At 39.7% G+C, this 13885-nt stretch carries 14 protein-coding genes; 4 read left to right on the top strand and 10 right to left on the bottom strand.

The features are described 5' to 3' along the window. Window positions 1–378 precede the first annotated feature (378 nt). Window positions 379–879, top strand: a complete 501-nt coding sequence (locus Q8907_05485; GenBank protein ID MDP4273717.1) for a thioredoxin family protein — start codon at window positions 379–381, stop codon at window positions 877–879. Between the two features lie 6 nt (window positions 880–885). Here Q8907_05485 and Q8907_05480 read toward each other — a convergent pair whose 3' ends face one another. Continuing rightward, window positions 886–1596, bottom strand: a complete 711-nt coding sequence (locus tag Q8907_05480) for an SDR family NAD(P)-dependent oxidoreductase (GenBank protein MDP4273716.1) — start codon at window positions 1594–1596, stop codon at window positions 886–888. Window positions 1597–1748: 152 nt separating this feature from the next. Between Q8907_05480 and Q8907_05475 the strand changes: the two genes are divergently transcribed. Next, window positions 1749–2318 (top strand): hypothetical protein, encoded by a 570-nt coding sequence (locus tag Q8907_05475; GenBank protein MDP4273715.1) that lies wholly within the window; start codon window positions 1749–1751, stop codon window positions 2316–2318. Between the two features lie 81 nt (window positions 2319–2399). Here the strand turns inward: Q8907_05475 and Q8907_05470 are convergent, their stop codons facing one another. Then, window positions 2400–2603 carry a cold shock domain-containing protein gene (locus tag Q8907_05470; protein ID MDP4273714.1) on the bottom strand — a complete coding sequence of 68 codons (204 nt, stop codon included), beginning with the start codon at window positions 2601–2603 and terminating at the stop codon, window positions 2400–2402. A 243-nt stretch (window positions 2604–2846) separates the two neighbouring features. On the opposite strand from Q8907_05470, the gene Q8907_05465 reads away from it, so the two are divergent. Then, window positions 2847–3389: a peptidylprolyl isomerase gene (locus Q8907_05465; GenBank protein ID MDP4273713.1), complete on the top strand. Its 543-nt coding sequence runs from the start codon at window positions 2847–2849 to the stop codon at window positions 3387–3389. A gap of 72 nt (window positions 3390–3461) precedes the next feature. Here Q8907_05465 and Q8907_05460 read toward each other — a convergent pair whose 3' ends face one another. The 8 genes from Q8907_05460 to pta all read right to left on the bottom strand — a co-directional run bounded on the left by Q8907_05460 (window position 3462) and on the right by pta (window position 10335). Continuing rightward, window positions 3462–4013, bottom strand: coding sequence for a lysophospholipid acyltransferase family protein (locus tag Q8907_05460; GenBank protein ID MDP4273712.1), 552 nt, complete (start codon window positions 4011–4013; stop codon window positions 3462–3464). 162 nt (window positions 4014–4175) lie between these two features. Then, entirely contained in the window at window positions 4176–4547 is a 372-nt protein-coding gene (locus Q8907_05455) for a response regulator transcription factor (GenBank protein MDP4273711.1), read from the bottom strand. A 76-nt stretch (window positions 4548–4623) separates the two neighbouring features. Then, window positions 4624–4977 (bottom strand): Hpt domain-containing protein, encoded by a 354-nt coding sequence (locus tag Q8907_05450; GenBank protein ID MDP4273710.1) that lies wholly within the window; start codon window positions 4975–4977, stop codon window positions 4624–4626. A gap of 8 nt (window positions 4978–4985) precedes the next feature. Next, the gene (buk, locus tag Q8907_05445) at window positions 4986–6062 is read right to left on the bottom strand and encodes a butyrate kinase (protein ID MDP4273709.1); all 1077 of its coding nucleotides are present in this window, start codon (window positions 6060–6062) and stop codon (window positions 4986–4988) included. A 25-nt stretch (window positions 6063–6087) separates the two neighbouring features. Continuing rightward, window positions 6088–6987, bottom strand: coding sequence for a bifunctional enoyl-CoA hydratase/phosphate acetyltransferase (locus tag Q8907_05440; protein ID MDP4273708.1), 900 nt, complete (start codon window positions 6985–6987; stop codon window positions 6088–6090). 4 nt (window positions 6988–6991) lie between these two features. Further along, window positions 6992–8194 (bottom strand): acetate kinase, encoded by a 1203-nt coding sequence (locus Q8907_05435; GenBank protein ID MDP4273707.1) that lies wholly within the window; start codon window positions 8192–8194, stop codon window positions 6992–6994. A 130-nt stretch (window positions 8195–8324) separates the two neighbouring features. Then, window positions 8325–9290, bottom strand: coding sequence for a 3-hydroxyacyl-CoA dehydrogenase NAD-binding domain-containing protein (locus Q8907_05430; protein ID MDP4273706.1), 966 nt, complete (start codon window positions 9288–9290; stop codon window positions 8325–8327). A gap of 43 nt (window positions 9291–9333) precedes the next feature. Then, a complete protein-coding gene (pta, locus tag Q8907_05425; protein MDP4273705.1) occupies window positions 9334–10335 on the bottom strand; it encodes a phosphate acetyltransferase in 1002 nt (333 codons plus the stop codon). Window positions 10336–10537: 202 nt separating this feature from the next. Between pta and Q8907_05420 the strand changes: the two genes are divergently transcribed. Next, complete coding sequence (locus Q8907_05420) at window positions 10538–13492, top strand: FAD-linked oxidase C-terminal domain-containing protein (protein MDP4273704.1); 2955 nt, start codon at window positions 10538–10540, stop codon at window positions 13490–13492. The last annotated feature ends 393 nt before the right edge of the window (window positions 13493–13885 follow it).

Here is a 13885-nt window from a genome sequence, read left to right as displayed (position 1 = left end):
TATACCGGTCCATATTTATATAGTCCGTTTTACTGTTTTTTTTAAAAAAGAAGTGAAATGGATTATTCATCATTCTGCAAAATATTTGAAAATCTTTTCGTTAAAATTAATAAGAGGATCAAAACCAGAAATAAATATAATCTCATGATTATTAACCTGTTCCGCTTAAAAAGTTTTTCTTCAAATTTGGTAGTAAATATAGGAAACCCTTGGAAAATAATTCATATTTTATTCGTTTCTTTATGCCGTTTTTTCCTGTAAATAATAGTGATAAAAAACAATTTTTAAAGAAATTAAACAGAAAAACTTTTTTTTAATGGGATTGTTTATTTAATTCCTGCATATTATATTCAAACCACATTTAAATTTACATAGCTGATGAAAAATTTAATATTGATTGTAGCAGCCCTTGCATTGTCAACCACCAGTTTAATGGCCCAGGCAGTTGAGAATAAACCTATTTATAATCCTCAGGCCAATGCTGAAGCCGATTTAAATGCTGCAATAAAATCGGCTGCCAAAATGAATAAACATGTGTTGATTCAAGTTGGAGGAAATTGGTGTCCCTGGTGCTTGAAGATGCATAAATTCATTAATTCGGATGTTAAAGTGGATTCCATGGTTAAAGCCGATTACATCTGGATCAAAATCAATTACAGCAAAGAAAACAAAAACCTGCCTGTATTAGCCAGGCTTGAATATCCACAGCGCTTTGGATTCCCTGTACTGGTGGTTCTTGATAAAAATGGGAAAAGATTACACACTCAGGATACGGGATTCCTGGAAGATGGCAAAGGTGGTTATTCCGAAGAAAAATTTGTCATTTTCCTTAAAGATTGGACCGTTAAAGCCCTTGATCCATCAAATTACATGAAATAACCTTCTTTAAGGTGTTGAAAGTGAGACAGGAATTATCTTTCCATTGAAGTATTTATTTCCATTGGCTGCAAAACCTGCAATGAATGCAGCCATTTCTTTTGCACTTACCTGGGCATTATACCCGGGAAAGGCTGCAGCAAACATTTCTGTTTTGACAGAGCCTAATGCAAGGCTGTTGAAGGATATGTTTTTATCTTTATATTCTTCGGCCAGGCATTCGGTAAGCACAGCAAGTGCAGCCTTAGAGGCACTGTAGATTGAAAGGCCTTTGAATTTTGCACTTCCCTGAAATCCGCCCATGCTGCTGATATTAATCACATGTGAGCGGCTGATTTTCCCCATATAAGGTATTAAGCCGGCTGTTAACCTGGATGCGGAAAAAAAGTTGACCGAAAATATTTTATAGATTTCATCATCGGTAAATTGTTCAAAATCTTTTTTGATCAATAAACCGGCATTATTGATCAGAATATCAATATGTTTCAATTTAGAAACAATTCTTGTTGTTAAACCGGAATCAGTTTTCAGAATGTTTTCCAGGTCAAAAGCCATGGGCTGTAATTCGGAATGCCCCATCATGTTTTTGTCTTCTTTTAACTGGCACAACTGTTCTATATGCCTGGAAACAGCCAGTATAGTGTGGCCTTTTTCTTCAAAAAACTGTTTTGTGATTTCAAGACCCAGGCCTTTCCCTGCTCCGGTAATGACAATATTCATTTGATCAAATTTTAAAATTCCGGGAACATTATTTATAAATGAACATAATATTTCCGTCTATTTCCCGCTTATCAGATACAAAGTTATAATTATGTATATTTGTAAATTATATAGCCTTATGATTGGCTTTTGTTCATTTAAATCATAAAGATATGAAATTGCGTAGAGACAAAATTGTTTTGATAATTTTTCTTTTCATTTTGATGCCTTCGGCCTTTTCTCAATCAGGAGAAAAACCGACACCATGGCAGCGGTTGTTTTGGGGAGGTAATCTCGGATTGCAACTTGGCACCGTAACCGACATCGATATATCACCATTGGTCGGATACCGGCTTACACCGAGACTATCGGCAGGAGTTGGGGTTAAATATGAATATTACCATGATTCATACGATCATTTAGAAACCTGCATATACGGAGGCAATCTGTTTGCGAATTATACTGTTATTAAAGATATTAGCAAAATCCTTCCATTAAATACGAATAGCGGAATATATTTACACAGTGAGTATGAAGCACTTAGTCTGGATAAAAGAATTTTCGGGAATTATCCGGTCGACAGCCAGGGGCGTTTTATCTCAAACAACTTTTTGGCCGGGCTGGGGATCAAACAGCCGATAGGAGAAAGGTCTTCCTTTAATATCCTTATTTTGTGGAACCTAACTGAAGGTGTGAATTCACCATATTCCAGCCCGGTTATCAGGTTTGGGTTTATGTTTTAGGACATTGCGGATGAACCGGTTAGAAAGAGAAAAGGGATACCCTAAGGCATCCCTTTTTGCATAAATCTATAAAATGCTATATTATTCTTCAACTACGGTTACATTAGTTGCCTGAGGGCCTTTGTCGCCATCAGTAATTTCAAATGAAACTTCCTGACCTGCCAGAAGTTTTTTGTAACCATCTTTTACTATACCGGTATAATGAACAAATACATCATTACCTTCGTCGCTTTGAATAAAACCGTAGCCTTTGGCTGCATTAAACCATTTAACTTTACCTTTCATTTTGAATTACTATTTATTTAGAATTACAATAAATTTTATGTCCGCAAATATGATGAATAATTATAAAAAAACAAGATAATTTTCATTTTTTTTAAGATGACCATCCTAACTCAAAGTATTACAGGTAAATTTATTCTGAGGATTGTAAAACTTTCAAAACTGATTATCTTTGTAAAATTATAATTAAACCAGTTTTGGTTTAATTTATTGATTTATAATTATTTATTTAAAATCATCTTTACTATGAATGTTTCCAAGGACAAAGTTATTTCCTTAACCTATGAGCTGAGAGCTGAAAATAATACCGGTAAGGTCATAGAAATTGTAAAAGAAGACAATCCTCTTAATTTCATTTTTGGTGCAGGTTATTTACTGCCTAAATTTGAATCAAACCTGGATGGATTGAAGAAGGGAGATTCGTTCGAATTTACTTTAAAAAGTGCCGATGCTTATGGAGAATATGATGAAACGGCCATAATTGAGGTTCCCAAAAACGTGTTTATGGTTGACGGGAAAATTGAAGACTCTATTCTGAAAATCGGGAATAATATTCCTATGCAGGACAACCAGGGAAACAAGCTCAACGGTAAAGTTCTTGAAATTAATGATACGGCTGTAAAAATGGATTTTAACCATCCACTGGCCGGCACCAACTTGTTTTTTGCCGGAAATGTATTTGACGTAAGGGAGGCAACTACAGATGAATTAGCACAAGGACTGCATCATTCCTGCTGCGAATCCGAAGGGGATTGCAATGATGGCGGTTGCGACTGCGGATGTCATTAATATAATACTTTAAGACAACAAAAAAACCGCCATTGTTTTCAATGTCGGTTTTTTTGTTGGTTACTGCTTAAATCATTGAACATCACCAATTGTAAACTTTTCGGGATGACGGGGATGAATATCTTTGAAATACAACTTGGCTTTCCTCATTTCATGTTCCACATCTTCAGTAAGATAGTATAAATCTCCGATACCAATTACTTTACGCTTATAATCGAAATATCCGCACAAAATAGGAATATTGGCCTTGGTTGCAATTTGGTAAAATCCCGTTTTCCATTTTTTCACTTTTCTCCTGGTTCCTTCAGGAGTAATTGTCAGTACAAACCTATCAGATTTATTGATCTGTTCAACCACCTGATCAACAATATTTGTTTTTTTAAATCGCTCAACAGGAATAGCTCCCAACCATCTTAAAATTCCACCTAAAGGGAAAAAGAACAATTCCTTTTTGATCATGATGCAAGGCTTCAGCCCCACGGAAAAATAATATAAACGCCCGATTACAAAATCCCACATGGATGTGTGAGGGGCACAGACTACTATAAATTTTTTCGCCTCAGGAAATTTTCCTTCTGCTTTCCATCCGGATAACCAAAGAATAAAACGACTTAAATACTTCATATTGATGCGGCAATTAAATTTTAACTTCAAATTTAACCTCAAAGGTAAATATTTTAAGGAATACTTATTTTTTTATTTTCTGGATGTTTCGGCTCCCTTCAGCCACCATAATTGTTCAACACCTTTTAAATCAGTTGCCTGAGCGGAGTCGAAGGCAAGATATCACAAATTGTTTTTGATTACCTGACGTTTGATCCTCAGGGATAATTCATCGGGACTAAAGGGTTTCACGATATAATCATCGGCCCCCATTTCAAATGCCCGAAGTACGACATCTTCAAGTCCCACCCTGGTCAACACCACAATGGGTATCTGTTTTTTCAGCTTGTCCCTGACCAGGCTGATTAATTCAAGGCCACTTATATAAGGAACGTGTATATCAGTGAGGAGGAAATTTATCTCAGGATTATTTTGCAATAATTCAGATGCTTGTTTTCCGTCAGCTGCTGTGATTGTTTCATAACCTTCTTTTTTAAGCCTGTGTTCCAAAGCTTTAAGGGTCATTATGTCGTCTTCACAAATTAATATTTTCATTTCCCAATTTCTTGATTTTAACTGTAAGTCTTACGTTCTGCCTTATGAATAGTTGCTAAGAATAAAATAAATTATATTACAAAATAAAATCAGCCTGTAAACAATCCAATAAATTTTTACATCTTTTTTCAACTGTTTGTATCAGGTCAGGGATAGCTTCAGTATTTGAATCGGAAGAGGCTTTCCGGTAAATCTGGTCGAGTTCTTCGTTTAGGTTTGTAAATCCGACAAAGGCAAGGGTGGGGATAAATTTGTGTACTTCGAAGCTAAGTTGTTTCCAATTCTGCTCTTGAGTACAATTTTTTATTTTTTGAACGGAATCGGGGGTATTATGAATGAATTCCCTGAGCATATCGAGTGTAAATTCCTGATCACCACCGGATAAACTCTCAAGGTAGGAGAGGTCGTATATTTTTTTTTCAGCCAGCATAAATCCAATCATTTATATTCTTTACAATGAAGTTTTCCACTCAAAACCATAAAGCCATTCATGGCCAGGGCTTTCATTTCATCTTCACCGGGGTATACAATCACGGGAGCAATGAAAGAGATCATCTGTTTTATGTATTCGACAATGGAATTATTGTGTGCAATGCCACCGGTAAGGATAATCGCATCTACCTCTCCTTTTAATACTGCACTCATGGACCCGATTTCTTTAGCAACCTGATAGGCCAAAGCATTTTGAATAAGTTGAGCAAAAGCATTTCCATTTTGGGCCATCACTTCCACCTCATAGGCATTGTTGGTTCCCATATAGGCGACATAACCGCCTTTGCCGGTAATCATTTTCCGCACTTCATCATGACTGAAAGTCCCACTGAAACACAGATCGGTTAAAGCTCCTACGGGAAGGGTGCCGGAACGTTCGGGAGTAAAGGGCCCTTCCCCGTCAAGGGCCTGATTTACATCAATTACTTTCCCGTGGTTATGGGCACCTACGGAAATTCCACCGCCCAGATGGGCCACGATCAGGTTGAGCTCTTCATATTTTTTATGGGTATGGTCGGCATAAGAACGGGCCACTGCCTTTTGATTGAGGGCGTGGAATACGGATTTCCTGGTAAATTTTGGATGTCCGCTGATCCGGGCTACATCCTGGAGTTCATCTACCACAACCGGATCAGCAATATAAGCTGTTGCATGGGGCAGGCTACTGGCAATTTCATAAGCAATCAATCCGCCCAGGTTAGAAGCATGTTCTCCCTGCACACCCCGCATCAAATCTTCCCTTAATCTGTCATTGACTTCGTAAATACCTGATTCCAGAGGCTTAACCAAACCGCCCCGGCCAACAATTACGCAAATCTGATTAAGGTCTATTTCTGCATTTTCAAGTTCGCTTAAGATAATTTGTTTACGGAAAGCAAACTGCTCGGTCACCCTGTTGAAATTTTTTAATTCATCAACGGAATGCCTTATAGTTTTCAGGAATAAAGAATGCGTCTCATCATAGACGGCTATTTTGGTTGATGTTGATCCGGGGTTTATGACAAGCACCTTTCTGTAATCCATAGAGCAACAATTATTTGATTAATCGCTAGGCCAAAGCCACAGCAAGAGCAACGGATAAAAGTTTGGTCAAAGAAGAATCCGCACGTGAGTTGAGAACTACCGGCACAGAAGCCCCGGTAACTATACCGGCATGTTTGGCACCGCCCAGAAAAGCCATGGCTTTATATAAAATCGAACCACAGTTTATATCGGGAGTTAAAAGCATATCAACATCTCCGGCAACCTCTCCGGAAATATTTTTGTGCCTGGCTGCTTCCTTTGATATGGCATTATCCAGGGCAAAAGGGCCATCAATGGTACAACCTGTAATTTGATTGCGGCGGTTCATCATGGTCAGCAATGCAGCATCAACGGTGGCAGTCATCTTGGGATTCACCAGTTCCAAAGCGCTGAGAATGCCTATTTTGGGATTTTCAATACCCAGCTTATGATAGATTTCCACCGCATTTTTGATGATCTCTACCTTATCGGCCAAAAGCGGCAAAATATTGATCGCGGCATCCGAAATACCCAATAATTTATGATAATAGGGAGATTCAAACAGGGCGAAATGGTTGACAATGTTTTTTTTTCTGATTCCATATTCGTCGTTCAGAACGGCATGCAGCAGAGTGGCGGTTTGCAACATCCCTTTCATCAAAATATCGGCGTTCCCGGTTTTGACCAAATCAATGGCCAGCCGGGATGCTTTGACTACATCCGGCTGATCGATGATTTCAAAACCGGAAACCGTAAACCCAATTTCCTTTGCCATTGCCTGAATATTGGCCTTATTCCCAATTAAAACGGGAATTGCAATTTTTGCTTCAACAACATCCCGGATGGCAATAAGCGAGGGTTGATCATCGGCCCCTACTACGGCTATCTTTTTTGATGGCCTGGCTTTTGCCAAATCCATTAATTGATCTAAATGTAATAATTCCATCAAGCTACAGTCTTTTAACAATTTTTTCGGTATCCATGGCGATCATAAGTTCTTCATTAGTAGGTACTATGGCGGCAACAACTTTAGAGTTACTTTTACTAATGACCGTTTCTTTCCCTCTTACACCTTTATTTTTCTCATGATCAAATTCCAGTCCAAGATACTCAAAATCTTTACAAATAAGTTCCCTGGAGATATCTGAGTTTTCACCGATTCCTCCGGTGAAAACTATAATATCCACCCCGCCCAGAACAGCGGTGTAGGCTCCGATATATTTTCTGACCCGGTAATGGAACATATTCAGGGCAAGTTGTGCTCTTTGGTTTCCCTGCTCAGCAGCAGCCTGAATTTCCCTCATATCTGAGGAAACGCCTGAAATACCGAGCATTCCGCTATGTTTGTTGATCAACGTATTGGCCGTGTTGATGTTAATCTCCTCCCTGGCCATGATATAGGTCAAAACGCCCAGATCCAAATCACCTGTACGGGTACCCATGATTAATCCTTCCACGGGAGTGAGCCCCATGGAAGTATCCACCGACTCGCCATATTTTATGGCAGCAACCGATGCCCCATTTCCCAGATGACAGGTAATGATGCGCTTGGTTTTGATATCTACTCCAAGAATCTCACAAATCCTTTGGGAGACATAACGGTGGCTGGTACCGTGAAATCCATAACGCCTTAAACCATATTTTTTATATAAAGAATAGGGAATGGCATACATATAAGCCATGTCAGGCATTGTTTGGTGAAAAGCGGTATCAAATACCCCTACCTGTGGAACTTTAGGGAGTAAAGTCTGCATGGCAAAAATCCCCCGTAGATTGGGCGGATTATGTAAAGGTGCCAGGTCAATGCACTCTTCAACTTTCCTGATGACATCATCGGTAATCAGGACACTGGTATTGAATTTTTCTCCTCCATGCACTACACGGTGGCCCACGGCATCGATCTCATCAAATTTCTTAATGCTGCCGTGCGCTTCACTGGACAATACCCCCAACATATATTCAATTCCGGCCTGATGATCGATAATTTCTCCTTCGAGCTTAACCTGGTCCCCGTCATTCCGTTCATTTTTCAGAAAGGAACCATGTAATCCTATCTTTTCAATTATCCCTTTAGCAAGTACTTCACGGTTTTTGGTATCGAACAACTGATATTTTATTGATGAACTTCCACAGTTGATAACAATAATTTTCATACTTTCAATAAGGTTAGTAGTTGGGTTTGTATTTTAGGTTTGATATAACATTGCCGGGATTAAATTGTGTTTATGGAGATAAAAATATAAAAAAATAAAAATAACATCAAAATATTGCGCTGTTATTTTATTAAAGTTTGTATTCAGGGCAGGAAATCGCTTCGCCAATTTTTCTTTCGCCGTCATAACTGTAAAAACCTTTGAGGGTCTTTCTTCCCAGATGATTGGCACGAACCAGCCGTTTGATTATAGGAGAGGCCTTGAATTTCTGCAATCCAAACTCCGCATAAAGATTATCCATATATTTCAGGATTTTATCCAGCCCTAATTTGTCGGCCAGCTCCAATGGTCCAACCTGCAGGCCAAAACCAAGCTTCATGGTATCGTCAATATCCTGAACGGAAGCAACTCCTTCCATCAGGGTTTCGCATGCTTCATTAATTAATGTACAAATCAACCTTGTACTGATGTTCCCTGGCGATTCATTTACCGTAATCACCTTTTTTTCAATCATTTTGGCAAATTTGCAGACGAAATCATAAGTTTCATCATTGGTGTTTAAACCTCTGACTACTTCCACTATCTTTACTGTAGTTTCGGGGGAAAGAAAATGCAGCCCCATGGATCTTTCGGGATGTTGCAGGAAAGAAGCAATATCGGAGATCATCAAAGTAGAAGAATTGGAACAAATAACCGTTTCTTCAGAAACGTATTGTTCTATATTCCTGAAAATCTCACGTCTTTCATCTAAACTGCTGCCGGTCTTATACGAATAAATAGCTTCAATGACCAGATCACAGTTGCTTAAAGAAGAATACTCAGTCGAACCTTTGATCCGGCTGAGTATAGCTCTTTTATCCCCCTCAGTCAGCCCCCATTTATCAATGGCTTCATCCAGTTGCTTTTTTATTTTTCCAAAGACTTCCTCGACCAGTTCTGTGTTTTTTTCGATATAGATTACTTCAAGGCCATATTGGCTAAGAAGCCTTGCTATTTCCTGTCCGACATTTCCACAACCGACTATCCCGATTTTTTGGATACTTCCTTTTTTGTGGTTCTGTTTGCTCAGGCTGAAATCTTCTAAAAGTTCCGGCATGGTTTTTAATAAAAATTTGACAAAGAGGTTACAAGTTTTTCTGTTATTTTCCTGCAGCCTGATTGGCTGTAATGGCAATCATATTTACGATATCGTTGGCTGAACAGCCTCTGGAGAGGTCATTGATAGGAGCAGCCATACCCTGTAAAACAGGACCGACAGCTTCGGCATGAGCCAATCTTTGAACCAGCTTGTAGGCAATATTTCCAACTTCAAGGGTAGGGAATATCAATACATTGGCTTTACCGGCAATGGGACTTCCCGGAGCTTTCAGTTTCCCAACCTTGTCCACCAGGGCAGCATCAGCCTGAAGCTCGCCATCTATCAGCAGGGTAGGATCCATCTCTTTGGCCAGTTTGGTGGCATTAACCACTTTATCAACCATTTCATTTTTTGCACTGCCCTTGGTCGAAAAACTTAACATGGCAATTCTTGGTTCAAAACCTCCTATGGCCTTGGTGGTTTTCCCGGTTGTAACAGCAATTTCGGCCAGTTCTTTATAATTGGGATTAGGAATAACAGCGCAATCTGCAAAAACAATGATGCCGTTTTCGCCATAATCAGGATCTTTTAACATCATGAAAAAAGCACCGGATACCACACTGATGCCGGGTAATGTTTTTACATACTGAAAGGCAGGGCGCAATACATCCCCGGTAGCATTAATGGCTCCCGCAACCTCACCGTCTGCATCTCCGGCTTTAACAACAAGCGTGGCGAAATACAAAGGATCATCCAGCAAACCAAGAGCCTCCTCTTTGGTCATGCCTTTGCTCTTGCGCAATTTGACCATTAAATCAGCATATTTCTCTCTTTTTGAATCGGTTTTAGGGTCAATGATGGTGGCTTTTTCAATATTTCCCAGGTGAAAATTAGCAGCTTGCTTCATAATTTCATCCTTACTGCCCAATAAGATGATCTGGGCGAGCTTGTCCCTCAAAGCTATATCCGCCGCCTGAATCGTGCGTTCTTCGCTTCCTTCTGCCAAAACAATAGTTTTGTTATGTTTTTTGGCGTTTTCTCTGATACTTTTTATTAAATCCATTATAAATCAAGTTATTAAGTGTAATTATGTTAAAATATAAAAATATATAAAATAAATGATTCCCATCCATTTTACTCATGATTTCTATCAATGATTTTTTACCATTTTGTATTTTTAAATTATTTTATCTTTGCAAAAGAACTTAATCCAAAAATAATAACAAAAAAATTTCCGGCTTAAGCAGGTAAAAAATCTGGATTTCATGAGACAATCAGAAACTTTTTCAAATCAACTTGCTTTACTTCGTAAATCCCTGGAGGGGGATCTGTTTGAAGACAATGTTATGCGGCTATTGTACTCTACCGATGCTTCAGCCTATAAAGAAACTCCCCTTGCAGTGATCCGTCCCAAAAAAACCGCAGATATTCAAAAAATCATAGAATTTGCGACGGCTAACCACCTTACGCTGATTCCGCGTACTGCAGGTACTTCTGTGGCCGGGCAGGTAGTAGGTAATGGAATAGTGGTGGATGTCTCCAAATATATGAACCGCATCCTTGAGGTAAATGAAAAGGAACATTGGGTAAGAGTCCAGCCCGGCGTCGTTTTGGATGAGCTGAATCTTTTCCTTCAGCCTTACGGGCTGTTTTTCGGCCCTGAAACCTCAACCTCCAACCGTTGTATGATTGGAGGGATGACCGGCAACAATTCCTGCGGGGCCCATTCAATTATTTATGGAAGTACCAGGGATCATGTCATTGAAATTAAGGCAGTTCTGAGTGATGGGAGGGAAGTGACCTTTTCTTCCCTGACCCCTGAGGAATTTAAGCAGAAATGTTCCGGTAATTTATTGGAAAACAAGATTTATCAACATATCAGTGATATTTTATCAGATCCCGAAAATCAGGCCGAGATACGCAAGGAATATCCTGATCCTGACCTGAAACGCAGGAACAACGGATATGCCATTGACCTTCTGCTGGAGACACAGCCTTTTACCGGCTCCGGCCAGCCTTTCAATTTCTGTAAATTACTGGCGGGTTCTGAAGGTACCCTGGCCTTTTTTACTGAAATCAAACTTAATCTTTTTCCGCTTCCCCCTAAAGAAAAAGGCTTGATTTGCGTGCACTGCCATTCGGTGGACGAAGCCCTGAGGGCTAACCTGCTTGCACTTCAACATCATCCCGATGCAATTGAGATGATGGATAAGCTTGTTCTGGATCTGTCGAAAGACAATATTGGCCAGAAACCGAACCGTTTCTTCATTCACGGTGATCCCGGGGCACTTTTGCTGATTGAGTTTGCACGCAACAGCCGCGAGGAATTGGGAAACATCAAAGAGGCGGTAGAGAATGATTTAAAAGCAGCAGGGTATGGCTATGATTATTCGATCATATACGGGACAGACATAAAAAAGGTTTGGGCCGTGCGTAAAGCCGGATTGGGTTTGCTTTCGAACATGCCGGGAGATGCCAAGCCTGTTGCCGTTACCGAAGACACCGCCGTCAATCCTCAGGTCCTTCCTGAATATATAGAAGAATTCAAGGAAATGCTCAGCCGTTACAAACTGCACAGCGTTTATTACGGCCATGCAGCCACCGGAGAATTGCACCTCAGGCCTATACTCAATTTAAAAGACCCTAAGGATATTGAACTCTTTCATACCGTTGCCCTGGAAACAGCCAGGCTGGTCAAGAAATATAAAGGCTCGATCAGCGGTGAACATGGTGACGGGCGGTTGCGCGGAGAATTTCTTCCCCTGATGGTCGGGGAAAAGAATTACAGGCTTTTATGCAACATTAAAGCCACCTGGGATCCGGAAAACATATTCAATGCCCATAAAATAACAGATACCCCGGCCATGAACACAAGCCTGAGGTATGCCCCAGGTCAGGAAACCCGTGAGATTGATACTGTTTTTGATTTTTCGCAAACAATGGGTATCTTAAGAATGGCCGAAAAATGCAACGGATCAGCCGATTGCCGCAAAACCTCGCTGATGGGGGGAACCATGTGTCCCAGCTATCAGGCCACCCATGATGAAAAGAATACTACCCGTGCCCGTTCCAATATGCTGCGGGAATTTTTGACCCTTTCGCCCAAGGAAAACCCGTTTGACCATAAAGAGCTTTATGAAATCATGGATACATGCCTTTCGTGCAAGGGCTGCAAGTCGGAATGTCCATCAAGTGTCGATATGGCCAAGATGAAGGCCGAATTTCTCCAGCATTATTATGATGCCAACGGAATACCTTTCAGAACATGGGCTATTGCAAATATTGATAAAATAGATGCATGGGGAGCCATATTCCCTTCGGTTACAAATTTTGTACTTTCCCATCAGACTGTTTCCACTCTGCTGAAAAAAATGTTAGGCTTTGCTACCCAACGGACTATGCCTTTACTTTCAAAGGAAAGCTTGAGAAAGTGGGCAAAACATAGCCTTAATCCTCAGGGGGGGAAATACCCCAACGGCAAGGTTTATCTCTTCAATGATGAATTTACAAATTACAATGATACGGAAATTGGAATCAAAGCCATCAAACTGCTCAACAGGCTTGGCTATGAAGTCGTCATTCCCCAACATATAGAAAGCGGAAGGGCATACATTTCCAAGGGGTTAATCCGTAAGGCCCGTAAAATTGCCAGTAAAAATGTCATGCTGTTAAAAGACCTGGTTACCGCCGAAACCCCCTTGCTGGGAATCGAACCTTCGGCAATTCTTTCATTCAGGGACGAATATCCTGACCTGGTTGAAAAAGCGCTGCAGGAAACTGCCAATCAGTTGGCTACAAATGTTTTCCTGATAGATGAATTTTTAGCCTCTGAGATAGATAAGGGCCATATTCAGAAAGGGCAGTTTACCTCTGAAGCCAGAAAAATAAAATATCATGGACATTGTCAGCAAAAATCCGTTGCATCTATAGCAGCTTCTCTGAAAATATTATCATTTCCCGGAAATTACGAAGTAGAGGAAATCAAATCTGGATGTTGCGGCATGGCCGGATCATTTGGTTTTGAAAAGGAACATTACGAATTATCCATGAAAATAGGAGAAATGGTCCTGTTTCCCGAAATCAGAAATACCCCAGGGGATGTTTTAATATCCGCTGAAGGCACCAGCTGCCGCCATCAGATCAAAGATGGGACAGGACGGAGGGCTTTCCATCCCGTTGAAATTTTATACGATGCTTTAATCCAAAAACAGGCCAGGTAAAAATTACAAAAATCAATTTCCTCGAGAATTAAAAATTACCTCCCGCTGCTTTGCCTCCTTTTAAATAATCCAACCAGCAGGAGATAATTTTTTCAGGCATTTTTTTTACTTGACCGCTCAAAAAAAGGGGGAAACCCAGTTAAAGATAATTTTATCCACAAAATTCACATTTGTAATAGTTACCACAAGCAACAAAATTGACATAAATACACTTTTGTAAACATTTTCAATGAATAAAAAATAATAAAATTCACAATTGGAACCAGTAAAAATTTATGCTGTTTAACTTACAGAATTTCAATCTATAATAAATTTTATATAAAGTATTGCTCTAAAAATTTCATAAATTGGGGTTTACAATTGCAGAAATCAATATATTATTGAATAATAAAT

This window comes from Bacteroidota bacterium (assembly GCA_030706565.1).
Lineage (GTDB): Bacteria > Bacteroidota > Bacteroidia > Bacteroidales > JAUZOH01 > JAUZOH01.
Note: the sequence above shows the minus strand (reverse complement) of the source record. Positions and strands in the feature narration are given on the sequence as shown.